Annotated in this window: 18 protein-coding genes; 10 read left to right on the forward strand and 8 right to left on the reverse strand. The window is 63.9% G+C overall.

All coding sequences use genetic code 11. The features are described 5' to 3' along the window. Positions 1-427: 427 nt before the first annotated feature. The 7 genes from xseA (at position 428) to CJU94_RS09005 (ending at position 9,303) form a co-directional block, all read left to right on the forward strand. A complete protein-coding gene (gene xseA, locus CJU94_RS08975) occupies positions 428-1,807 on the forward strand; it encodes an exodeoxyribonuclease VII large subunit (RefSeq protein ID WP_095418387.1) in 1,380 nt (459 codons plus the stop codon). A 220-nt stretch (positions 1,808-2,027) separates the two neighbouring features. Continuing rightward, a complete protein-coding gene (gene sodB, locus CJU94_RS08980; RefSeq protein ID WP_095418388.1) occupies positions 2,028-2,606 on the forward strand; it encodes a superoxide dismutase [Fe] in 579 nt (192 codons plus the stop codon). Positions 2,607-2,799: 193 nt separating this feature from the next. Further along, positions 2,800-3,138 (forward strand): DUF190 domain-containing protein, encoded by a 339-nt coding sequence (locus CJU94_RS08985; protein ID WP_095418389.1) that lies wholly within the window; start codon positions 2,800-2,802, stop codon positions 3,136-3,138. A 145-nt stretch (positions 3,139-3,283) separates the two neighbouring features. After that, entirely contained in the window at positions 3,284-3,652 is a 369-nt protein-coding gene (locus tag CJU94_RS08990) for a DUF190 domain-containing protein (RefSeq protein WP_095418390.1), read from the forward strand. 504 nt (positions 3,653-4,156) lie between these two features. Then, entirely contained in the window at positions 4,157-6,418 is a 2,262-nt protein-coding gene (katG, locus tag CJU94_RS08995; protein WP_095418391.1) for a catalase/peroxidase HPI, read from the forward strand. A 232-nt stretch (positions 6,419-6,650) separates the two neighbouring features. Further along, positions 6,651-7,208 carry a glycine zipper family protein gene (locus CJU94_RS09000; RefSeq protein WP_095418392.1) on the forward strand — a complete coding sequence of 186 codons (558 nt, stop codon included), beginning with the start codon at positions 6,651-6,653 and terminating at the stop codon, positions 7,206-7,208. Positions 7,209-7,467: 259 nt separating this feature from the next. Then, positions 7,468-9,303: a PQQ-binding-like beta-propeller repeat protein gene (locus CJU94_RS09005; RefSeq protein ID WP_095418393.1), complete on the forward strand. Its 1,836-nt coding sequence runs from the start codon at positions 7,468-7,470 to the stop codon at positions 9,301-9,303. 304 nt (positions 9,304-9,607) lie between these two features. On the opposite strand, the gene CJU94_RS09010 is transcribed toward CJU94_RS09005, so the two are convergent. Together CJU94_RS09010 and clpP are read right to left on the reverse strand one after the other, a co-directional pair. Beyond that, entirely contained in the window at positions 9,608-11,044 is a 1,437-nt protein-coding gene (locus CJU94_RS09010; protein ID WP_095418394.1) for an NYN domain-containing protein, read from the reverse strand. A gap of 343 nt (positions 11,045-11,387) precedes the next feature. Then, complete coding sequence (gene clpP / locus CJU94_RS09015) at positions 11,388-12,035, reverse strand: ATP-dependent Clp endopeptidase proteolytic subunit ClpP (protein ID WP_095418395.1); 648 nt, start codon at positions 12,033-12,035, stop codon at positions 11,388-11,390. A gap of 248 nt (positions 12,036-12,283) precedes the next feature. Here clpP and CJU94_RS09020 point away from each other — a divergent pair, with 248 nt between their 5' ends. Then, positions 12,284-13,270 carry a sigma-70 family RNA polymerase sigma factor gene (locus CJU94_RS09020; RefSeq protein ID WP_095418396.1) on the forward strand — a complete coding sequence of 329 codons (987 nt, stop codon included), beginning with the start codon at positions 12,284-12,286 and terminating at the stop codon, positions 13,268-13,270. Here CJU94_RS09020 and CJU94_RS09025 read toward each other — a convergent pair. The 4 genes from CJU94_RS09025 to CJU94_RS09040 form a co-directional block, all read right to left on the reverse strand. Further along, on the reverse strand, positions 13,226-14,500 hold the full coding sequence (locus tag CJU94_RS09025; protein ID WP_095420273.1) for an EAL domain-containing protein: 1,275 nt from the start codon (positions 14,498-14,500) through the stop codon (positions 13,226-13,228). The genes CJU94_RS09020 and CJU94_RS09025 overlap by 45 nt on opposite strands. Positions 14,501-14,739: 239 nt before the next feature. Next, entirely contained in the window at positions 14,740-16,197 is a 1,458-nt protein-coding gene (mdtD, locus tag CJU94_RS09030; protein ID WP_095418397.1) for a multidrug transporter subunit MdtD, read from the reverse strand. Positions 16,198-16,355: 158 nt separating this feature from the next. Then, positions 16,356-17,624 (reverse strand): IS256 family transposase, encoded by a 1,269-nt coding sequence (locus CJU94_RS09035; protein ID WP_425272189.1) that lies wholly within the window; start codon positions 17,622-17,624, stop codon positions 16,356-16,358. A gap of 439 nt (positions 17,625-18,063) precedes the next feature. After that, the gene (locus CJU94_RS09040; RefSeq protein WP_095418398.1) at positions 18,064-19,482 is read right to left on the reverse strand and encodes an aminotransferase-like domain-containing protein; all 1,419 of its coding nucleotides are present in this window, start codon (positions 19,480-19,482) and stop codon (positions 18,064-18,066) included. Positions 19,483-19,677: 195 nt separating this feature from the next. Between CJU94_RS09040 and CJU94_RS09045 the strand changes: the two genes are divergently transcribed. Next, positions 19,678-19,983, forward strand: a complete 306-nt coding sequence (locus CJU94_RS09045) for a DUF2917 domain-containing protein (RefSeq protein WP_095418399.1) — start codon at positions 19,678-19,680, stop codon at positions 19,981-19,983. Positions 19,984-20,019: 36 nt separating this feature from the next. Here CJU94_RS09045 and CJU94_RS09050 read toward each other — a convergent pair whose 3' ends face one another. Then, positions 20,020-21,261 carry a citrate/2-methylcitrate synthase gene (locus CJU94_RS09050; protein WP_095418400.1) on the reverse strand — a complete coding sequence of 414 codons (1,242 nt, stop codon included), beginning with the start codon at positions 21,259-21,261 and terminating at the stop codon, positions 20,020-20,022. A 127-nt stretch (positions 21,262-21,388) separates the two neighbouring features. Here CJU94_RS09050 and CJU94_RS09055 point away from each other — a divergent pair, with 127 nt between their 5' ends. Beyond that, a complete protein-coding gene (locus tag CJU94_RS09055) occupies positions 21,389-22,780 on the forward strand; it encodes a CoA transferase (RefSeq protein ID WP_095418401.1) in 1,392 nt (463 codons plus the stop codon). Between the two features lie 87 nt (positions 22,781-22,867). Here CJU94_RS09055 and CJU94_RS09060 read toward each other — a convergent pair whose 3' ends face one another. After that, positions 22,868-23,614 carry a GntR family transcriptional regulator gene (locus tag CJU94_RS09060; RefSeq protein ID WP_007180601.1) on the reverse strand — a complete coding sequence of 249 codons (747 nt, stop codon included), beginning with the start codon at positions 23,612-23,614 and terminating at the stop codon, positions 22,868-22,870. Positions 23,615-23,667: the final 53 nt, after the last annotated feature.

The following is a 23,667-nucleotide window of genomic DNA, read 5'->3' on the forward strand; positions in this document are numbered from 1 at the left end:
AGGAAACAGCGGCACGAGGCGCAGGTGCCGCAATGCCGGACGCCATGCAGGCGTGCGGCATGCCGTCGAACGCGCCACTCTAGCGCGCGTGCGTCCCGCCCGGCAAGTCGCGCGCCATGCGGCGCGCGTCGCAACGGCGTATCCGACGCTGCCTGCAGCCTGTGGATAACTTTGTGGAGAACCTCCCGCCCGACAGGCGGAGAGGGCCGTTCCACGTGCGCGTTATCGGCAATCATTCTCTTTAACGGGATACAAACACCATATAAATCAAAGACATGCTTTGAAATTATGCGGCCGCGCGGGCAATTTGGCGGCTTTCTTGCGGCGGGTCCCGCCATGTGGACACTTTTAACAATTCGCGCGCCGCGCTGGACGCCAATGGCCACTCGGTCTATCGTCTGTCCGGCCAGCCATCCATATTCCTCGCATGAATCCCGATAGCCCTTTTTTCTCGTCGGCCGCGCCCGGCGGTGAAGTCGTCGTTCCCGTTTCGGCGCTCAATCGCGCGATCGGCACGATGCTCGAACGCTCGTTTCCGCTCGTCTGGGTTGCCGGCGAAGTGTCGAACTTCACTCGCGCGGCGAGCGGCCATTGGTATTTCTCGATCAAGGACGCGCAGGCGCAGATGCGCTGCGTAATGTTCCGCGGGCGGGCGCAATACGCCGAATTCACGCCGCGCGAAGGCGACCGCATTGAAGTGCGCGCGCTGGTGACGATGTACGAGCCGCGCGGCGAACTGCAATTGAATGTGGAGGCCGTGCGGCGCACCGGCCAGGGGCGGCTCTATGAAGCGTTCCTCCGGCTGAAAGCGCAACTCGAAGCGGAGGGTCTCTTTGCCGCCGAACGAAAACGCCCCTTGCCGCCGCATCCGCGCGCCATCGGCATCGTGACGTCGTTGCAGGCCGCGGCCTTGCGCGATGTGTTGACCACGCTGTCGCGCCGCGCGCCGCATATTCCGGTGATCGTGTATCCGGCGCCGGTGCAGGGCGTGGGCGTGAGCGCGAGGCTTGCCGCGATGGTCGACGCCGCCAACGCAAGGCGCGAAGTCGACGTGCTGATCGTCTGCCGTGGCGGCGGCTCGATCGAAGACCTGTGGGCGTTCAACGAAGAAGTGCTGGCGCGCGCGATCGCGGAAAGCGCCATTCCGGTGGTGAGCGGCGTCGGTCACGAAACCGATTTCACGATCGCCGATTTTGCCGCCGACGTGCGCGCGCCGACGCCCACCGGCGCGGCCGAACTGGTGAGTCCGCAGCGCGTGCTGCTGTTGCGTGAACTCGATCATCGCCACGCGACACTCGCACGCGGTTTTGGCCGCATGATGGAGCGGCGCGCCCAGCAACTCGACTGGCTCGCGCGCAGGCTGGTGTCGCCGGCTGAGCGTCTCGCGCGGCAACGCACCCATCTGCAGCAATTGAGCGTGCGGCTCGCGTCGGCGGGTACGCGCCCGGTGCGTGACGCCCGAGCGCGGTTTTCGCTGCTACAGATGCGCTGGCAACGTTGGCGTCCGGATCTCGCCGGGCATCAGGCGAAGCTCGGCAATCTCGCGCAGCGCCTCGCCGCCGCTTTGTTACGCCAGCATGAACGCCAAACCGCCCGTATCGACACGCTGGCCGCGCGTCTCGAAGTGCTGAGTCCGCAGCGTACGCTGGAGCGCGGTTATGCGGCCGTGCTCGATGCCCAGAGCGGGCGCGCGGTGCGTGCGCCGTCGTCGTTGAAGCCGGGGCGGCGCCTGACGGTGCACCTCGCCGAAGGCAGCGCAGATATCGCGCTGGCCGATGTGCAGCCGCGCCTCACCGACGGTTTCTGACACTTCGCCGACGGTTTGAGCGTTCGCACTTTATGACGGTTGCGAGGACCGGGCACACCATGTGCGATTGCATTATTTACGCTACCTGTGCGGCATGTTCGCCGATGCCGGACATAAAGTCCGTTGGTTTGCGGGGTTATTCCAACTCGCCTACAATCGAGTGCTCTATAGCGTTATCCGCAGACTCCCCCACAACAGATTCAGACAGAAGGAAAGCACCATGGAACATACGCTCCCGCCGTTGCCGTTCGCGAAAAACGCACTCGCTCCGCACATGTCGGAAGAGACGCTCGAGTTTCACTACGGCAAGCATCACCAGACCTATGTGACCAACCTGAACAATCTGATCAAGGGCACGGAGTTCGAGAATCTGTCGCTTGAGGAAATCGTCAAGAAGGCATCGGGCGGCGTGTTCAACAACGCGGCTCAAGTGTGGAACCACACGTTCTTCTGGAACAGCCTGTCGCCGCAAGGTGGCGGTGCTCCGACCGGCGCGCTCGCTGACGCGATCAACGCCAAGTGGGGTTCGTTCGACAAGTTCAAGGAAGAGTTCGCCAAGACCGCGGTCGGCACGTTCGGCTCGGGCTGGGCATGGCTGGTGAAGAAGGCCGACGGTTCGCTCGACCTGGTGTCGACGAGCAACGCCGCTACGCCGCTGACCACGGACGCCAAGGCGCTGCTGACGATCGACGTGTGGGAACACGCTTACTACATCGACTACCGCAATGCGCGTCCGAAGTTCGTCGAGGCGTACTGGAACATCGTCAACTGGGAATTCGCGTCGAAGAACTTCGCGTGAGTTTGCGGTTGTGCAAAAGCTGAGGCGGTCTCCCGCGATAAGCTTTGCAAACCGTCGCTGACAGGAAAGCCCTCCGCGAGAGGGCTTTTTTGCACCCGCGTTCCGTAGCGCGCAACATGGGGCGTGGGCGGGTCGCCGCGTCCTGCCCGCGACGACGACTCATGCATGCTTCATGGACCAACCGGAGTTCCTCATGAAAGGCAGTCAATTGACCGTGTTTGCAGCCAATCAGAGCCACCGCAAAAGCCACATGACCGTCGTCGACTGGATTCTGGAGAAGACGAAGGAAGCCGGCATTGAGGGGGCGACGGTGATCGAGGTCAGCGAAAGCATCGACGCGCATGGCAAATATCATGCGGCGCGCTTCTTCGAGTTGGTCGACCAGTCCGTGGTCGTGACGGTGGCCGCCGAGGACGAACGCATCGACGCACTGCTCGATAGCCTTCGGCATGGCGGTGTTCAACTCTTCTACACGCGCTGTCCTATCGAATATGAAGTGCTTGGCGCAGGCTCGCAAGAGAGCGGCGAGTAGCGGGCCGGTGCTACGCCGAGGCCGGCTTGGGGCATCGGCCGCCGCGAGGGCGCGACAGTGCAGGGCGCTTCGTGTGTCGCGTGGGTCATGGACTAGAATGAAGCAAGCGGGGAAGCGACCCTGCGTCAGGCGGCGGAGAGACACGATGAACGGCTATCAACTGACGTTCTATACGGAGCACAGCCGGAAGCATGGCCATCAAACCGTATGCGAATGGCTGCTGCATGAGGTGCGCCGGCTGGGGATCAGTGGGGCGAGCGTCATCAATTGCGCTGAAGGGATCGGGCACGCCGGTTCGCGTCACGCGGCCCACATGCTCAAGCTCGACGATCAGCCGGTACAGATCATTCTCGCGGTGACGGAAACGGAGGCGGAGCAGCTTCTCGAGCATGTGCGCGCCGAAAACGTGCATGTCTTCTACGTGCGTTTTCCGATCGAGTTCGGCATGATCGGCGACGACGTCCCGTACAAATCGTCGAAGCATTTTTCTCTCTTCGGCCGGTCGGCAGAGTAGAAGAGACGCGGCCCTCGCGCGTGCCAGCGCGTCGAAAACACATCGGATACCTAAGCGAATATCGGCGAGTCGCGCGTCTTCAATCGATGCGAGTGGCCGTGTGCGATGGCCCTCACGAGCGTGCGCGATCACTGGGCTTCTCCACGCTCGCGGCGTTGCTTGCAACGCCGCTTTCCCTGGCACCGAGCGAGCGGCTTCCCAGCGGCCAAGTTATAGTCACGACCTATCAACGGCATTGCAGGAAACGCTTTCTATGGCGAGAAACTCTCATCTATATTTTAGATCCCAGCAGGTCTGAAACGGTGAGCGCTTCGCGTCCAGATCCCGCCACGACATCTCGTGTCGCGGCACGCCGATGTGCCGCGGGTGACCGACAGCGGCATAACAGAAAGCGCGCTCCACGAGGTTTCGGGCAGACCCGCGGGCGCTGGATTGTCGGTTCGCCTGGAAGTCCGAATGCCACAGTAGAACATCCCAGTGTACGTCTCCCAAAGGAGGTAACGCATGTCAAGCGAAGCAAAGTGCCCGTTCAACCATGCCGCCGGCGGCGGCACCACGAACCGCGACTGGTGGCCGAAGCAGTTGCGGCTGGACCTGCTCAGCCAGCACTCCGCCAAGTCCAACCCGTTGGGCAGCAGCTTCAGCTATGCCGAGGCATTCAAGAGTCTCGACCTGGCCGCGGTGAAGAAGGATCTTGCGGCGCTCATGACCGATTCGCAGGACTGGTGGCCGGCGGACTTCGGCCACTATGGCCCGCTGTTCATCCGCATGGCATGGCATAGCGCCGGCACCTATCGCATCGGCGACGGCCGCGGCGGCGCGGGGCGCGGCCAGCAACGGTTCGCGCCGCTCAACAGCTGGCCTGACAACGTCAGCCTGGACAAGGCTCGCCGCCTGCTCTGGCCGATCAAGCAGAAGTACGGCCAGAAGATTTCGTGGGCGGACCTATTGATCCTCACGGGCAACGTCGCGCTGGAGACCATGGGCTTCAAGACCTTCGGCTTCGCGGGCGGTCGCGAGGACACCTGGGAACCGGATCAGGACGTCTACTGGGGCAACGAGAAGACGTGGCTCGGTGGCGACGTCCGCTATGGCAAAGGTGCGGCCGGCGATAACGACGACGGCGGCGTGATCGTCGCCGACGAACAAAAACACGGCGAAGAGGTGAGCCGCGACAACAGCGGGCGAAACCTGGAAAATCCGCTGGGTGCCGTGCAGATGGGCCTGATCTACGTCAACCCGGAAGGTCCCGATGGCAATCCGGACCCGCTCGCCGCGGCGCACGACATTCGCGAAACCTTCGCTCGCATGGCCATGAACGACGAAGAGACCGTCGCGCTGATCGCCGGCGGTCACACCTTCGGCAAGACGCACGGCGCGGGTCCCGCCGACAACGTCGGCCCGGAACCCGAGGCCGCCGATCTCGAGAACCAGGGGTTGGGCTGGAAGAACAGCTTCGGCACCGGCAAGGGCGGCGACACGATCACCAGCGGTCTGGAAGTGACCTGGACCACCACGCCGACGAAGTGGGGCAATGGCTTCTTCGAAAACCTGTTCAAGTACGAATGGGAGCTGACCACGAGCCCCGCCGGCGCCCATCAGTGGGTTGCCAAAGACGCGGACGAAACGATCCCGCATGCTCACGACCCCTCGAAGAAGCTGCGGCCGACGATGCTCACCACCGACCTCTCGCTGCGCTTCGACCCCGCCTACGAGAAGATTTCGCGGCGTTTCCTGGAGAACCCGGACCAGCTCGCCGATGCGTTCGCGCGGGCGTGGTTCAAGTTGACCCACCGTGACATGGGACCACGCGCCCGCTATCTTGGACCGGAAGTGCCGGCCGAACAACTGATCTGGCAGGACCCGATTCCCGCGATCGACCATCCGCTGGTGAACGAGCAGGACATCGCCTCGCTCAAGCAGAAGATTCTGGCCTCGGGACTGTCGGTTTCGCAGTTGGTATCGACCGCGTGGGCGTCGGCCTCCACGTTCCGCGGCTCCGACAAGCGCGGCGGCGCCAATGGTGCGCGTATTCGCCTCGCGCCGCAGAAAGACTGGGCGGTCAATCAGCCCGAGCAACTGGCGAAGGTGCTGAAGGTCCTCGAAGGCATCCAGAGCGAGTTCAACGGAGCGCAGTGCGGCGGCAAGAAGATCTCGCTGGCCGACCTGATCGTGCTGGCCGGTAGCGCGGCCGTCGAGCAGGCGGCGAAGAGCGCCGGTCATCCGGTGAACGTGCCGTTCACGCCGGGCCGCATGGATGCCTCGCAGGAACAGACCGACGTGCAATCCGTCGCGGCGCTCGAACCGCTTGCCGATGGCTTCCGCAACTATCTCAAGGGCAAGTACCGCGCACCGGCGGAGGCCTTGCTGATCGACAAGGCGCAATTGCTGACGCTGACGGCTCCCGAGATGACGGTATTGATCGGTGGCTTGCGCGCGTTGAACGTCAATGCGGGGCAGGAATCGCACGGCGTTTTGACCCACCGGCCGGAGACGCTGTCCAACGACTTCTTCCGTAATTTGCTCGACATGGATACGGAATGGAAGCCGCTGTCTTCCGCCCGGGACGTGTTCGAAGGGCGTGATCGCAAGACCGGCGAACTCAAATGGACGGGCACGCGTGTCGACCTGATCTTTGGGTCGCATGCCCAACTGCGGGCTCTATCCGAAGTCTATGCAAGCGAGGACGCGGAGGAAAAGTTCATCCGCGACTTCGTGGCAGCCTGGACCAAAGTGATGGAGCTCGATCGGTTCGAGATCGCCTGATAGGTGGCGATGGTCCCGTCGGAATGGTTCTTCGGACGGGGCCTCGCCAGGCGTCTGGCGACTCGGATCATCTTTGTCACAGTTCGTAACGGCATCCGGGGCCGCCACGCGCTTTCGGCCTGTCAACGGCGTGTCTCGATATAGACGGTAAAAATACGGTAACTATCTCGTAAACAAGGCGGGCGCGAATTGGCCTAACGTATGTTTCTCTCCTGAACAAACGTGCGCCCCCATGATCTCAAGTCTTAAATCGATACGCGTCGCGCTCCCTGCGGGCGCGGTCGCACTGGCGCTCCTTGGCGGCTGTGCCGTGGTGCCGCCGAGCGGTCCTTCCATAGTCGCGCTGCCGCGCAGCGGCGAGCCGCTCAATCAGTTCCAGCAGGACGACTACTCATGCCGCGACTACGCCTACCATTCGTCGGACGCGGCCGGCGCCGCGCAGAGTTCGACCACGAACAGCGTCAATAGCGCCGCGGTCGGCACGCTGGGCGGCGCCGCGGTCGGCGCGCTCCTCGGTGCGGCGGCGGGCAATGCCGGCGCGGGCGCGGCCATTGGCGCGGGCAGCGGCTTGTTGCTCGGCGGCGCGGCTGGCGCAAACGGCGCGCAGTATTCGGCCAACAGTATGCAGGCGCGATACGACGCGGCGTACGCGCAGTGCATGACATCGAAGGGCAACACGATCGCACAGCCGCAGATGCCGGTCTATGCGCCTCAGCCGGTATATGTTGCGCCGCCGCCCCGTTACTACGGGCCGCCGCCGGTAATCTATGCACCTTATCCGTACTACTGATCGAGTTTAATGAAGCGCTCGCTGCAGCGAGGCCGCGTCGCTCTCGCGGATTGCCTCGTCTGGCGGAGGGCGGCGAGACGATGGCGGCAAACGCCTTTGTAAACAGCGTACGGTTATTCAACCGTAGGGGGCACTCACACCGTCAGCGATCGAAGACGCATCGGGCGATCTCCTCTCTTACGGCATGCGACGTGATTCACGACCCACACCGTTCGTTGTGCGGAGCCGACCGTCGCATCGTTCATGAGACGAGGCGAAAATGCGAATCTCGCAAGCGGGCGTTGATACGTCCGGGCTAGGCCCATGGTCTCGCCGAGGCACCTTGGCGGCCCTGATCGCCGTTGCCATCTGTTTCGTATCGTGCGGCGGCGGTGGCGGTGGCGCACCCACCGTGGCGTCGGGGTCGGCGGGCGGGAGTGGAAGCGGTACGGCAAGCGGCTCCGGGTCGGGTTCTGGCAGTACGGGCAGCGGCACCAGCGGCACCGGCTCGGGAATGAGCAGCACGGGCACCGGCTCGACCACCGGCGCCGGAGCGGGCGCAGGCACCGGAACGACTGGCGCGGGCGCTGCCCCGGCTGCGGTAGCGGCGTCCTACCCCACCGACGTCCTCATGCATCACAACGATCTCGGCCGCACCGGTCAGATGCTCGCCGAGACCACGCTCACGCAGACAAATGTCAATTCGACCAACTTCGGCAAAGTCGCGTTTCTGGCCGCGGACGGCAAGGTCGACGGGCAGCCGCTTTTCGTTACCAGTCTGGCGATCGGCGGGACGTCGCACGACGTGGTTTACGTGGTTACCGAACACGATAGCGTCTACGCCTACGACGCCACATCGTTCGCGCAACTATGGAAAGTCTCGTTGATCGGTAACGGCGAAACGCCGAGCGACGATCGCGGTTGCCAGGACATTACCCCGGAGATCGGCATTACGTCGACGCCGGTGATCGACCGCAATCGCGGCACGAATGGCGTGCTGTATGCGGTGGCCATGACGAAAGACAGCGGTGGCGGCTACCACCACCGACTGCATGCGCTCGATCTCGCGACCGGCGCCGAAGTGCTGGGCGGTCCCACTGAGATTGCGGCAACTTATCCGGGTAACGGCGCGGGCAACGTGAGCGGCGTGATTAACTTCAACCCGTCGCTGCATACGGAGCGTGCGGCGCTCACGCTGGTTGGCGGCAACATCTACATGGGCTGGACCGCGCACTGCATGACGGGTGCGTACACCGGGTGGCTGATGGCCTATAGCGCCGACACCCTGAAACAGACCAGTGCGCTCAACATCACGCCGAACGGCAGTCAGGGCTCGATCTGGATGGCCGGCTCCGGCATGGCGTCGGATGGCACGTCGCTTTACGTCGTGGACGGCAACGGCACGTTCGGCGCCACGCTCAATGCACAGGGCTTTCCCGTCGATGGTGATTTCGGCAACTCGATGATGAAGCTCTCCTTGGGCAACCTGCAGGTCACCGATTACTTCGCGATGTCCAACGTGGTCGAGGAAGCGGCTACGGACAACGATTTCGGCTCGGGCGGCGCCATGGTGTTACCGGACCAGACGACGGCAGGCGGCGTGGTCAAGCATCTCGCGGTAGCGGCCGGCAAGGACAACCACATTTATGTGGTCGACCGTGATTCGATGGGCAAATTCAGCCCGACCGCCAACAATATCTGGCAGGAGTTGATCGGCACGCTGGCGGGTGGTATCTGGGGATCGCCGGCTTACTACAACGGCGTGGTCTATTACGGCGGCCTGAACGACAACCTCAAAGCGTTGCCGGTCTCGGGAGCTTTGCTCGCGACCACCGCTGCATCGAGGAGTCCGACCACCTTTGCGTATCCGGGCGCGACGCCGGCCGTGTCGGCGAACGGCGCGAGCAACGGGATCGTCTGGGCGGCGGAGAACGGGACGACCGGCGCTTTGCACGCGTACAACGCAAGCAATCTCGCCGTCGAGTTGTACAACAGCAATCAGGCCGGCACGCGCGATCAGTGGGGCGCGGGCAACAAATTCATCACGCCGATGATCGCGCGCGGCAAAGTTTACGTAGGCGCCACCAATGGCGTTGCGGTGTTCGGGTTGCTGTGAGCGGCAGCGGGTCTCTCTGTTTTCTTGCATAGAGCGAGGGCTTGCATCGCGCAGACGCAGTGGCTGTTCCACGCGCTTGGTGGACGGCACCGCATAGTGTCCCCGATCAGCTTGCGGCGGTTCAGAGCGCGTGAAAAGCCCTGTTCCTTTTTCGGAGAAACAGGGGCTTTCGGCTTGATGCGGGGTCACTCAAGTTGCAACGCATTACTCAGCGTGGCACGGGTGCGGCCGAGTCGAGAGCCGGGCTTTCCTTGGCAGCGGAATTCGCGTCAAAACCGCCGCGCATTGCGCCGAGGTGTGCCGCTTACTGCCCATCGCCCGTCGCAGCCGACTTGCGGGGACGACGACTGCGCGGTGCGGCTTTGCGTGCAGCCTTCTTTGCTGGCACGGGCGGCTCTTCGGCCGTGGCAGAAGGGGCCGCCGGTTCGGCAGGCGCTGCGATCTCAGGAATATCGTCGATGCTCCGCGGCGCAGCTTTCTTCGCTCTTTTCGCAGCGGTCTTGCGGGGTGCACGTGCTTTGCCGCGCGCTGCCTGTTTGCCGCTCGTGTGCGGTTCGTCTGCCCCGCTGTCAACGCCGGCCGACTCTTCAGACGCCAAGGTTTCCTGCAATGCCAACGGCGCTTCCGGTAGTTCAAAAACGAACTCGCCGTTCTTCGGCGATTGCGCGTGCATGTCGTCCATTTGAGCCGAAGCGTTGCTGCCGTGCTCGGCGCCGACGCGCTCTTCGTGAACGTTCTCCTGCTGGCCGCGGCCGCCTTTGCGATTGCCTCGCCCGCGACGGCGCGACTCGTGCTTGCCGCCGGACTCGGCGCTTACCGCTTCGGCCACCTGCGCCTCATACAACTGTTCCGCCGATTCGGTCACGTCGGCGGCCTCGCTTGCATGCTCGCCGGCCACGTTCGCCGCGGTGCTCCGATATACATACGCGCCCGACTTCTCGTCACGGCCGAATTCGAGTAGCCCGCGGGCATGGGCCTCTTCCAGCAGATTGCCGAAGGCACGAAAACCGTAGTACGTCTCGTTGAAATCCGGCTTGCGGCGTTTGATCGCGTTCTTCAGCACCGACGCCCAGATCTTGCCGCTGTCGCCGCGTTCCGACGCAAGCGCGTCAAACGTTTGCACGGCAATCTCGACCGCCTTGGTACGGCGTTTTTCGAGGTCTTCCTTGTTGCGGGTCTTTTCTTCGTCGGGCGCGCGTTTGGCCGCCGGCTGCGCAGCCTGTGGCGGACGCGACGACTCGCGCTTGGCGACCGTGCGCTGACTTTCCCGCACGAGGTCGTCGTAAAAAAAGAACTCGTCGCAGTTCGCGACCAGCAGATCGGACGTGGATTGCTGCACGCCGACACCGATCACCTGCTTGGCGTTTTCACGCAGCTTCGACACCAGCGGCGAAAAGTCAGAGTCGCCGCTGATGATGACGAACGTATTGACGTGCGATTTCGTGTAGCAGAGGTCGAGCGCGTCGACCACGAGCCGGATGTCGGCGGAATTCTTGCCCGATTGGCGCACGTGCGGAATCTCGATCAATTCGAAATTGGCCTCGTGCATCGCGCCTTTGAAACTCTTGTAGCGGTCCCAGTCGCAATACGCTTTCTTCACGACAATGCTGCCCTTGAGCAGTAGCCGTTCGAGCACCAGCTTGATATCGAACTTGTCGTATTTCGCGTCACGCACGCCAAGCGCGACGTTTTCGAAGTCGCAGAATAGCGCCATGCTGACGGTTTCGTTGGATGACGCCATGTATATCTCCATTGAAGCGATCGTCAAATTCGACGAATCGCGACCATGATAGCGATTCCAGCGGAGGTGTTCAGCTTTTGTGTTCCGCGCACACTGATGCGCGCCGCGCGAACCCGCGACAGCGCGCGCTCCTTGCGACGTTTTTCGAGGCCTTTTCAGGACGATATATGCTGCGGTGCGCGCTGTGCCGAATTGGTTCGGCGCAGCAACCGGGCACTGTGGGTGGGACTGACTGGCCAGGATCGACCACCCAGGACTGACTACCCGGGAATAACTACGCGGGAATAACTACCCGGGATAACTACCCGGGATAACTACCCGGGATAACTACCCGGCCACCGCACTACCGTTCGTGAAGATACGACGATGCACCTGGCGCCGCGCGCGTTTCGAGCACCTCGTCGACGAGACCATAGGTTCTGGCCGCATGCGCCGACATAAAGTTGTCGCGGTCGGTGTCGCGGGCAATTTCCTCGATGCTGCGTCCGGTGCGCTCGGCCATCATGGCATTCAGGCGCTCTCGCAGATAGAGCACTTCCTTCGCCTGAATTTCGACGTCGGCGGCCGTGCCCTGGCTGCCGCCCGAGGGCTGGTGAATCATGATGCGCGCGTTTGGCAACGCGTACCGCTTGCCGCGCTGCCCGGCCGTCAGAAGAAAGGTTCCCATGCTCGCGGCGAAGCCCGTACACAAGGTGGATACCTCCGGTTTGATGAACTGCATGGTGTCGTAGATCGCGAGGCCGTCGTACACGGAACCACCCGGCGAATTGATGTAAAAAGAAATATCCTTGTCGGGATTCTCGGATTCCAGAAACAGCAACTGCGCAACAATCAGACTGGCCGACTGCTCGTTCACGGGCCCGACCAGAAACACGATCCGCTCACGCAGAAGCCGCGAATAGATGTCATACGCGCGCTCGCCGCGGCCGGACTGTTCGATCACGGTGGGCACGAGGCCAAGGCCGGTAATGTTTGGATAGCTGGAATGCATGTTGACCTCGTGTAGGCCGCCAGGGTGACGGCGGGTTGCGCGGAGCGTCCTCGCACTCATTGCGCCGGTTGTTGTTCCTATGACGGCCGGACAGCGGGCGACGTGACAGAAATATTTTTTGCGCGACGCTGTCACATCGTTCGGTGCCCAGCCGTCAAGATGGAAGGAATGACGTTGTCGCGTGCCCGGCCCCATTCGCGGGCACGGCGCCACGCGCTTTTCATGACGCACGATCTGGAGGTCTACGTATGACGGAACAAGCAATCGAGAAGGCATCCAGCTTCGAGGCCGCGCGCGCCCGCCTGCTCGCGCTGGCGTACCGCATGCTCGGCAGCCGCGCCGAAGCAGAAGACGTGGTGCAAGACGTCGGGTTGAAATGGCATCTCGCGGACACGCAAGAGGTGCAGACGCCTGTCGCCTGGCTCACCACGATCACCACGCGCGCGGCGATCGACCGGCTGCGGCACGTGCAGCGCGAACGTGCGTCGCAGGCGGCCGGCTGGTTGCCGGAACCGTGGCTCGACGAGGTCGCGCCCTCGGCTGAGGAACTGGCCTTGCGCGCGGCGGAGATGTCGTATGGCGTAATGCTGCTGCTAGAGCGGCTGAAACCCGACGAACGGGCGGCGTTTGTCCTGCACGAAGCCTTCGACTGTGATTACGCGGAGATCGCGGCGATTCTCGAGCGCACGCCGGCTGCCTGCCGGCAGATCGTCCATCGGGCCAGGGCCCGTCTGCAGCGGGCGGGTGTGCCGGTGGAGCGGCCTGATCCGTCCGCGCATGCACGGATCGTGGAACGGTTGCGCACGGCACTGGAGGCGCAGGATCGCGCGGGCCTGTTGCGACTCTTCAGTGAAGCGCCGGAAGTGGTCAGCGACGCGCCGGTGAGCATGCCGTCGAGCACGTCGGAACCGGCGGTGGCGGGGTGGATGGACACGGTAACGTCGCTCGTCGAGCATGCGAGCAATGCCGAGACGGTCTCGGTTGCGGGTACGTTGTGCGTTGCCATGCTCTTCGAGGGCGACGTCGTGGGGGTCCTCGACGTGTCCACGAATAACCTCGCGGGCGGCACCGCCAAAATCGTCGCCATGCGCGTGGTGACCAGCTCGGCGCGCCTGCGGGCCACCAACCTCATGCTGGGCCGCGCAGCAGTCAGGCAACTGCTCACGCGGATCCAACAAAGCGCCGCGGCCTCAATTACGATGAGCCGCGAGTTCCCAGTTGATGTCCACGCATAGCACCTGTGTACCCGTCGGCGTGTGCGCGGCAATCGAGGCCGTCACGCACAGGTGGGCTTCGTTGATCGACAGGTAGGGCGGCGTGAGATGCACATGGCCGGGCATGCGCATCGCCTGAATGAAGTACGGCCGGCGTTCCCAACTCGCGCCCTCCGAATGCAGCAGCGGGCGGAAACGCTTGGCGCGTTGCGAGGCGCGCCCCGGCGGCAGCACGTTGTCGCCAATCTGCCGGCCCGATCCGTCCAGCACGAAGCAGCGTGCCGTCTCACCGAGCATGAGGAGTGATGCGGTGGCTTGTGCGACCGACTCGCCGGCCACCAGTTGCGCGGCTGCCGTCTCGATCGCGGTGACATACGGTGCGAGCCGCGCGGATTGTGCGCGTTCGCGCGCGGCGACCCGTTCACGCAGCGCTGCGGAGAGCGAGTCCATCAAGCCGGCCGCCGCTTGCGGTTTGACCGGTTCGACGCTCGGGCCCGCGAAAAACGCGCCTTGCACGAAGTCCACGTTGCATTCGAGCGCGATCAGCGCGTCGCGTTCAGTGCTCAGGCCGCCCATCAGCACCAGCTGGCCGGATTCGTGCAGCAGCGAGACGAGGCCAGGCAGCACGCGTTCAATATGCGAATGCTCGCTGGCTTGCGCGAGAATGCAGCGGTCGAGCGTGACGATGTCCGGCCGCAGGTTCCACACGCGGTCAATGTTCGAATGCTTCGCGCCAAAGCCGTCGAGCGCGATCAGAAAGCCGGATTTGCGCAGCGCATCGATGATTTCCGCAAAGCGGGTGGTTTCGCCGCCCGCCTGTTCGGAAACTTCCAGCACCACGCGCTGCGGCGGGAGGCCAAGCGCCTTGAGTCCGGCCAGCAACGCATCGCCGTAACTGGTGTCCATCAGGGCGGCCGGGTGCAGGCTAAGAAAGAGCCATTCGTCGTGACTGTCGAACGCGTTGAAGTTGCCCAGATGCAGTGATTCGGCAAGCCGCCCGAGTTCGAGCAGGTCGCCGCGCCGCGCGGCTTGCGTGAAAACCTCGTGCGACGGCACTTGCAACCCGTGTTCGTCACGGGCGCGCAGCGACGCGTGATAACCGATTGCGCGCCGGTGCGACACGGAGAAGACGGGCTGGAACACGCTGAAAACAGTGTAGCCGCCGTATAAAACGGTGCGCCGGGAACCCTCGTCGCCGGCCATGGGGCGCGGCGGCTGGAAGCCGGGAGGATCGAGTTCGATCATGCTCATCATGTCAGTCGTGTGGGAGTGGCGGCGCGCCTGCATGCTCGACACGAGTCCGCACGCGCAAAATGTCAGTTTACAGGATCGGGGAGCAAGAACTATGCGCGTACGGAAACACAGCGCACATGCCCGGCTGTCACACTCAGATAAGACGATTGTGCGCCGGCGCGTGCGTAAGCGCGACGATCCGCACTTCGCTGGTGCGGCCCGCGCCCCGTTGCGGGTCGGCGGCGGGCCGGCGAGCGTCAGGTCCGTTCGGAGGGATCGGTCTTTTTCGCGGGCGTGCGTATGTCCGGTGACAGTTGCGCGAAGATCCACGACGAGCCTGCTGTAATGATGCCGACACACAGGAACGTCGCGTGAAACGCGGGCAGCGAATTGGCCGCCGTCACACGCGGCAGCAGGCCCGTGAAGGTGGCGAGCAGGGCGCCGGCCACGGTCACGCCGAGACTCATCGACAGCATCTGTACCAGTGAAAACAGGCTGTTGCCGCTGCTCGCGCCGCCGGTGCCCAGGTCTTTGAGCGTCAACGTGTTCATTGCGGTGAACTGGATCGAGTTGACGCCGCCGAAGAACGCCAGTTGTACGAGCCGCAGCCACAGCGGCTGGTTCGCGGAAGTGAGCGCAAAGCTTGCCATCGTCAAGCCGACCAGCACCGTGTTGATGATCAGCACCCGCCGATAGCTGTACTTGATGATCAGCTGCGTCACGAGACGTTTGGACGCCATGCCCGCGGCCGCGACCGGCAGCATCATCATGCCGGCTTCGAAGGCGCTATAGCCGAGACTCACCTGCAATAGCAGAGGAATCAGATAGGGCATCGCGCCGCTGCCGATCCGCGCGAACAGATTGCCGAGCAGGCCGACGCTGAAGGTGTGGATCTTGAAGAGATCCAGCGAGAAAATCGGCGAGGGCTCGCGCACGGCGTGCAGGCCGTAGGCGACAAAGCAGGCGAGGCTCAGGATCAGAAGGACCAGCACCGTGGCGTGCTGAATGCCGAACTCGGTACGTCCGTCGAGCGCGAATGAAATCGCCACCATGCCCACGATCAGCAGCAGGTAGCCTTTCATGTCGAACTTGCCCACGTGCTCGTTGCGGCTGTCCGGCATGAAGATGAAGGTGGCGATGCACCCGATTATGCCCACTGGCACGTTGATCAGAAAGATCCAGTGCCACGATGCGATCTTCACGAGCCAGCCGCCGAGCGTCGGACCGATCAGCGGTCCGATGAGACCCGGAATCGCCACGAACGAGAGCGCCGGCAAATAGCGTTCGGCCGGGAAGGTGCGCAGCACTGCGAGCCGGCCGACCGGCAACAGCATCGCTCCGCCCACGCCTTGCATGACGCGGAACACCACGAGTTGATTGAGCGTGTGCGCGTTAGCGCACAGCAACGAAGCGACGGCGAACACGAGGATCGCGCTGAAGAACACGCGGCGCGTGCCGAGTTTGTCGGCGAGCCAGCCGGAGACCGGGATCATCACGGCCATCGTCAGCGAATAGGCGATCACCACCGATTGCATGCGTAGCGGCAACTCGCCGAGGCTCGTCGCCATGGCGGGGAGCGCGGTGTTGACGATGGTCGAGTCGAGCGTCTGCATGAAGAAGCCGGTGGCGACGACCCACAGCATCACGGTGAGCGAGCGAGGCGAGGGGGTACTTGAGGTACTGGATGCGGGGGCGGGCGAAGTCGGCGTGGACATGGGGGGCGGCTGGGCGCGCAGGACGGGCTGGGACTCGCTATTCTAGGGAAAAGCGCCGCCCGGCGCAGTGCGCGTGGATATTGGGTCGGCTAGTGGCGCGATGTTGCTGCCGGACCTGTCCGCATTTTCGTGGGCGAGGCGGTTAAAAACCCTCGTGCTCAACGGGCCTGCGTAAATCGTTCACCGAACAGAATAGCAAACTGGTTCATCGCGGATTTCCAATCAAAGGTGCTCCGCACCGATTTCGCCAACATGTTGCGTAGCGCGAGCCAGAGCAGCTTGACGGCCGCCTCGTCGTTCGGGAAATGGCCTCGCGTCTTGATGATCTTGCGCAGTTGCATGTTCAAACTCTCAATGGCGTTGGTGGTGTACACCACCCGTCGAATGTCCGGGGGGAACACGAAGAACGGTATGACGTGCTCCCAGGCACGCTGCCAGCATTGGACGATCATCGGGTATTTGGCGCCCCATGGCCCTTCGGCGAAGTCGCGTAACGCTTGCTCTGCGGCCTCTGCGCTGGCGGCAGCATAGATCGGTCTCAACGCTTGGGCGAGCGCTTTGCGGTCCTTGTAGTTGGCAAATTCCAGGCTATTGCGGATCAAATGCACGATGCAGGTCTGCACGGTGGCACGGGGGTAGACCGCAGCGATTGCCTCGGGCAAACCCTTCAGACCATCCACCACGGCGATCAGGATGTCCTGACAGCCGCGCGTCTTGAGTTCGTTGAACACCTTGAGCCAGAACTTCGCGCCTTCGGTCTGCTCGATCCAGAGCCCCAGCACGTCGCGCTGGCCGTCGGCCTGGATGCCCAGCGCCAGGTACACGGCCTTATTGCTGACCATGCCGCCGTCGCGAATCTTGACCCGCAGCGCGTCGAAGAACACCACCGGATACATCGTCTCGAGCGGACGACTTTGCCAGGCGAAGGCTTCGGCCATGACTTCGTCGGTCACCGAACTGATGAAATCGGGCGAGACCTCGGTTCCGTAGCTCTCGGCTAGAAAAGCGCGGATCTCACGCACACTCATGCCACGCGCGTACATCGCGATGATGCGCTCGTCGAAGCCGGTAAAACGGCGCTCGTGCTTGGGAATGAGGATCGGCTCGAAGCTGCCGTCCCGGTCGCGTGGGATCTCGACCCGAACCGGGCCGCGGTCGGTCATGACGGTTTTGCCACTGGCGCCGTTGCGTTCGTTGACCTGACCGAGCGGCTTGACCTGGCCGGACGGGTAACCCAGATGCAGATTCATCTCGGCGCCCATCGCCCGTTCGATGATGGCCTTGTTGAATGCCAGCATCAGGTCTTGAACGTCGCCGGGCGACATAGGCCCTTTGACCAGTTGATCCATCAACTCATCTGGCAGTTCAGGCAGCGGCCCGCGGGCCGCTGCCTGAGACGCTGCTGTCCGTTTCTTTTTCATCGGCATATCCATGACCTTGATCCCTCATGATATGCCCCGCCCACGAAATCGCGGATAGGTCCTTGCTGCCTGTGCGGGCGCCGCACGCCGAAGCCTCATCCCGGCGTCTCATCCCGAAGCATCAACCGGAAGCATGGCCCCGAAGCGTCAACCGGAAGCATGTCCCCGAAGCGTCAACCCGAAGCGTCAACCCGAAGCGTCAACCCGAAACGTCACCGCGAAGCGTCATCCCGAAACGTCATCCCGAAACGTCATCCCGAAACGTCACCGCGAAGCGTCACCCCGAAGCGTCACCCCGAAGCGTCAACCCGAAGCGTCAACCCGAAGCGTCAACCCGAAGCGTCAACCCGAAGCGTCAACCCGAAGCGTCAACCCGAAACGTCACCGCGAAGCGTCATCCCGAAACGTCACCCCGAAACGTCACCGCGAAGCCCATCCCGCCACCTCACCCCGACGCCGGCAACACCGCCGCAGCGCGAAAGAACGTCTGCGCGCGTGGGTCGTTGCCGAACGCGATATGAATCCGGGTCCACGGACTCACCTCCATATTCGGCCGGAAATAGTTGCCCGGCACCACGGTCACGCCCAGCGGCGCACCGCACTCCACCAGCCGTTCAGCATTGGCGACGTGCGGCACGCGAGCCCACACGAATTTCCCGCCCACGGGTTTATCGAAAATCTCCCAGCCGGTGTCCTCGAGCGTTTGAATCGTCGAGCCGAGCGCGTCGCGCATACGCCGCCGCAGACGCTCCAGATACTTGCGATATGCACCGCGCTCGAGCATCGACACGGCAACTGCTTCTGCAAAACGCGAGCCGCCGATGCTCGTCAGCATCTTGATATCGACCAGATCCTTGATGATCGCGTGGCTCGCCACCACACAGCCGATGCGCAGCGACGACGACAGCGTCTTCGACAAGCCGCCCAGGTAGATCACGTGTTCGAGCTGATCGAGCGTGGCCAGGCGGTCGGTGAGGTCAGTCTGAAAATCGGCGTAGATATCGTCTTCGACGATCGAGAAACCGTGCTCGCGCGCTAGTTGCAGCAGCCGGAAGGCCACCGGCGGCGCCACCGTGGTGCCGGTCGGATTGTGGAACACGGTGTTGACGAACAGTAGCTTCGGCCGGTGCGACTTCAACTGCTCCTGCATCACGTCCAGATCGGGACCGTTGCGCGTGCGCGGGATGCCGATCAGTGTCACGCCATGCAGCTTCAGCAGTCCGTAAAGGTTGTAGTAGCCGGGGTCTTCGACGAAGATCGTGTCGCCCGCCTTGAGCATGTAGCGCATCAACAGATCGAATGCCTGACTGGCGCCGTTGGTGATGAGGATCTGCGACGCATCCGCCTGAATCCCCAACTGGCCGATGCGGCTTTGCAGGTGTTCGCGCAAAGTCAGGTTGCCGAGCGGGGTGGCGTAATCGACCATGCTGGCCGGGTCGGCACGCGATACATGGCGGATCGCCTGCGCGATGCCGTCCATGTCGCGCCACGCTTCGGGAATGAAGCCGCTGCCCAGCTTGAGCGTTTCGCCAGGGTGGTTGAACTGCTGCAGAAGGTGGTCCGATTCATCTTCGGCGCGGCGCGGGTCCGACGTGCCCTGGCAATGCGTGCCCGCCGGCTGCCGGTCGGAGACGTAAAAGCCCGAGCCGTGGCGCGAATCGATATAACCGAGCGACACCAGCCGGTCGTAAGCCTCGATGACCGGAAAGCGGCTCACCTCGTATTCGGTGGCGAACTGGCGGATCGACGGCAGCTTCGAGCCGGGGTGGGCGGTGCGCGACCGGATCCACGCCGTGACGCCCGCGACGATCTGCTCGGTCAACGGCACACCGTTGTTCCGATCGAGCTGGATTTCGAGTTTCATACGGATTTTTCCTTCACCGGATGACGCGTCGGATGCGCACGGACTCTGCACTCGCGAACGACACTAGGTTCACGCCAACTGTCCGGTTTTTCAACTGCACAGTTCCGATCGAAGTGTTCGGAACTGTGCATGGGTATCCGATCATCGCACGTCAATAATCGATACAACAGCGAAGTTCTTTGAAGGAGAAAAGCGATGCGTGAAGTGCGGATTTTCGAATTGGAACATGGCGAGCCCGCGGCGGCCTGGCGTGTCGCGCGTCCGTCGATCTTCAAGGTGATCTCGGGCGAGATCTGGCTGACTGTCGAAGGCCACAGCGAGGATCACTGGCTCGCTGCCGGCGAGTCGATCGAGTTGCCGCGCCGGGCCGCGGCCTGGATCAGCGCGGGGGCGGCCGGCGCACGCTTTGCGCTGGCAAGCGGTTCCGGGCGCCCCACCACCCGGCCGACGCTGGGCTTGCCGGCGCTGAGCTGGTTGCCGCGCTGGCTGGGCGCAGCCTGACGCTTCGCCGGCTGAGAGCGTCAAGGCAGCCGGGCCTCAATTCAGCCCGGCAGCTTCGTATTCTCCGATATAGCGCGCCCGCGGCCGGATCAACCGGCCATCGCGCGTCTGTTCCATGGCGTGGGCAATCCAGCCGGTCGTCCGGCCGACCGCGAACAGCGTGAACGCGGCTCCAGCGGGCAGCGCCAGCACCCTTTCGATGGCGGCGAGCGCGAAGTCCACTGTCGGTTCCGCTCCGGTCGTGTCGCGCACGGTGTGCGCCAGTCTCAACACGTCAGCCAACGGTGAGCGCGCCGGCGCGCAGTCGGCAAGCATGCCGAGCAGCAGCCGCGCGCGAGGGTCGCCCTCCGGATAAAGCGGATGACCGAACCCCGACAGGATCGGCCCTTGTCCGCCGTGGTCGTGGCGTGCGAGGCGGTTCGCCAGATAGCGGTCGAGATCGGGCGCGCGCGACGCCTCTTCGAGCAGCGCGGCGATCCGCACTGTCTCGCCGCCATGACGCGGGCCCGACAGGGCGGCGAGACCTCCGGCCACCGCGCCGAACAGGTGCGCCCCCGTCGACGTGATACAGCGCACCGTGAAGGTCGACGCGTTCAACTCATGATCCGCGCAAGCCACCAGCGCCGCGCGCAGCAGGTTGGCTTGCGGCCGGTTACGCACATGCCACGTCAAAGCCAGTTGCCGATGCAGCGGCTCGTTCGACGGCGCCGCGGAGATCATCGCGGCGGCCAGCAAACGCATGACGGCGCAGGCCGTATCGAGTTGCGCATCGCGGCCGAGCGCCCACACGCGCGGCATTTGGGCCGCCGCGGCCGGCAGCAGCACGAGCGCGCGATCGAGCGGCGTGCTGTCGCTCCACAGCTTGAGCCATGCGGCCCACTGAGCGGTGGCGAACGGCACGGCCGGCGCATTGGCGATCCGCCTCGCGCTGCATTCCCACAGCAACGCGGCGACGTCCTCGAGCGATGCGCTTTGCGCGAGCTCCATGGCGTCGTGCCCGCGATACAGCAAACGGCCCTCGGCGACCAGCGTGATCGACGATTCGAGCACCGGCACCCCCCAGTCCAGCACCTTCTGCGCGACCTTGCCCGCGCGCTTGCCGTCTTCCTTGCGGCGAGCGAGGCGGCGTACTTCGCCGGCGTCGTAGAGACGATGCTTGCCTTGCGCATCCGGCGACGAGCTGAGCATGCCGCGGCTCACGTAGGCGTAGAGCGTCGGCAAGCTGATGCCGAGCGCGGCGGCGGCTTCAGCCGCGGTCAGGGAGTTCGAGGTCGGCATGGAAAAGCGTGGAAACCGAAGAAATCAATATATATTGATTATCATAATCAAGATTGATTGCAACGTGGCGGACTTCTAGACTCGGTTCACTCGCGACTCACTTCCCTTCGCTTCGTGATGAAACGCCATGACGCCTGACCTTGCTCTCAAACATGTCTGGACTCTCGCCGGCTGCGACCCGAGCGCGCTGAGATCTGTCACGCTGAACGGTGCCGAACCCGGCTTGCCATCGGTGTACCGGGTCGGCAGCCTGGCCTCGGCGAGCATCGCCGCGACCGGGCTTGCGGCCGCCGAATACCACCGCATGCGCACGGGGCGCCGGCAACACGTGACGGTGGAGATGCGGCGCGCGCTGGCATCGTTTCGCAGCGAACGCTATTTGCGCATCGACGGCGGCCCGCCGCCCGCCTTGCGCGATCCGGTGACGGGTTTCTACGAGACGCGCGACGGCCGCTGGATTCAACTGCACACGAACTTCCCGCATCACTTGCAGGGTGTCTTGAGCGTGCTCGGCTGTGCGAACGATCGCGAAGCGGTGGCCTCCGCGATTCGCGGCTGGGACGGCGCGACGCTCGACCAGACGCTGGCTGACGCAGGCCTCTGCGCCGCATTGATTCGCACGCCCGATGAGTGGGCGGCGCTCGATCAGGCGAAAGCGCTTGCGGGCTTGCCGCTCTTCGAGATCGAGCGCATTGGCGACGCGCCGGTCGAGCCGCCGCGTCGGCGTCGCGCGGAGCGGCCTTTGGCGGGGGTGCGCGTGCTGGATCTGTCGCGCATCATTGCCGGGCCTGTCGCCGGGCGCGCGCTCGCGCAGCATGGCGCGGACGTGTTGATGATCAACGGACCGCATCTGCCGAATATTGCGCCGCTGGTGATCGACAACGGGCGCGGCAAGCGTTCGGCGCTCGCCGATCTGCGCGAGACGGCAGGGCGCGAGGTGTTGCGCGGCCTCGCCGGCGCAGCCGATGTATTTCTGCAGGCATATCGTCCGGGGGCGCTCGCCGCGCGCGGTTTCGGTCCCGAGGAACTGGCGCGCGAGCGGCCGGGGATCGTCTACGTGTCGGTGTCGGCTTACGGTCACGAGGGGCCTTGGGCTCAGCGGCGCGGGTTCGACAGCCTGGTGCAGTCGGCGAGCGGAATCGCGTTCGCCGAACGGCAGGCGGCTGGGTGGAACGAGCCCAAGCACCTGCCGTGTCAGGCGCTGGATCATGCGACCGGCTATCTGGCGGCCTTCGCTGCGATGGCCGCGCTGGCACGGCGTGCTACCGAAGGCGGAAGCTGGCACGTGCGCGTCTCGCTTGCGCAAACGGGCCGGTGGCTGCAGTCGTTCGGGCAGATTCCCGAGGGCTGGAAAGCACCCGACGTCACGCTCGAGGAGGTGCGCGATTGCCTCGCGACCGTGGAGTCGGAGTTTGGGCGCGTACTAGCCGTGCAACCGGCCGAGGTGCTAGACGAGACGCCCGCGTATTTCGCGCTGCCGCCGAGCCGGGTGGGCGCGCACGCGGCAAGATGGGAGTGAGGGTTCAGGCGCTTCAGGGGGGGTTGCCGGGAGCCCGCCGGCAAACACCGCGCACATGACTGATCCAAGGCGCAAAGACTCGACCCGCTACTTTCTCAATTCCGCCACGAAGTCGTAGTAATCGTTGCGGCAGTAGGTGTCGGTCAATTCGATGGCCCGCTGATCGGCGGTGTAGCCCACGCGGGTGATCAACAGCAGCGCCTCGTTCGGGGCGATGCTCATCTGCTGCGCGATTTCCTCGCTCGCATTCACGGCCCGAAAATGCTGAAGCGCGCGGACAATCGTCAGTCCGCGATTCTCCAGGTACGTGTACAGCGAATCGCCGATTGCTTGAGGATCGGGAATCACCGCGGCCGGGAAGGTGGAATTCTCGACCGCCATCACGATGCCGTCGGCCAGCCGCAAGCGCCGCAAGCGTGTTACCGCGGCGGCCGGCGACAGGCCGAGCTGAATCACCTCGTCGCGGTTTGCCGGCAGGATTTCGCGCGAGAGCCACTTCGAACTCGGCGTAAAGCCCCGCCGCCGCAGCATTTCACTGAAGCTCGACAGACGCGACAACGGATCCTCATAGCGCGGCGTGATGAAACTGCCGGCGCCCTGCGTGCGCCGAATCAGACCTTGCTCGACCAGCAAGGCAATCGCCTTGCGTGAAGTAATCCGCGATACGCCCAGCGCTTCCGAGAGCACGCGCTCGGAGGGCAGTGCCTCGCCGGCGTTCCAGCGGTTCTCGTGGATAGCGGCGCCGAGCTTGCGGGCAAGTTGCAGGTACAGCGGCGTGTCGTTTTCCGGGTCCGGGCGCAGGTCGCGCCAGCGGTCTTCCGAGGCAGAGGTCATGGAGCTCACGCAAGAAGGGCAAGCGGCAATTCTATGACATCGGCGCGTTGTGT

The organism is Paraburkholderia aromaticivorans, from assembly GCF_002278075.1.
GTDB classification, from domain to species: Bacteria; Pseudomonadota; Gammaproteobacteria; order Burkholderiales; family Burkholderiaceae; genus Paraburkholderia; species Paraburkholderia aromaticivorans.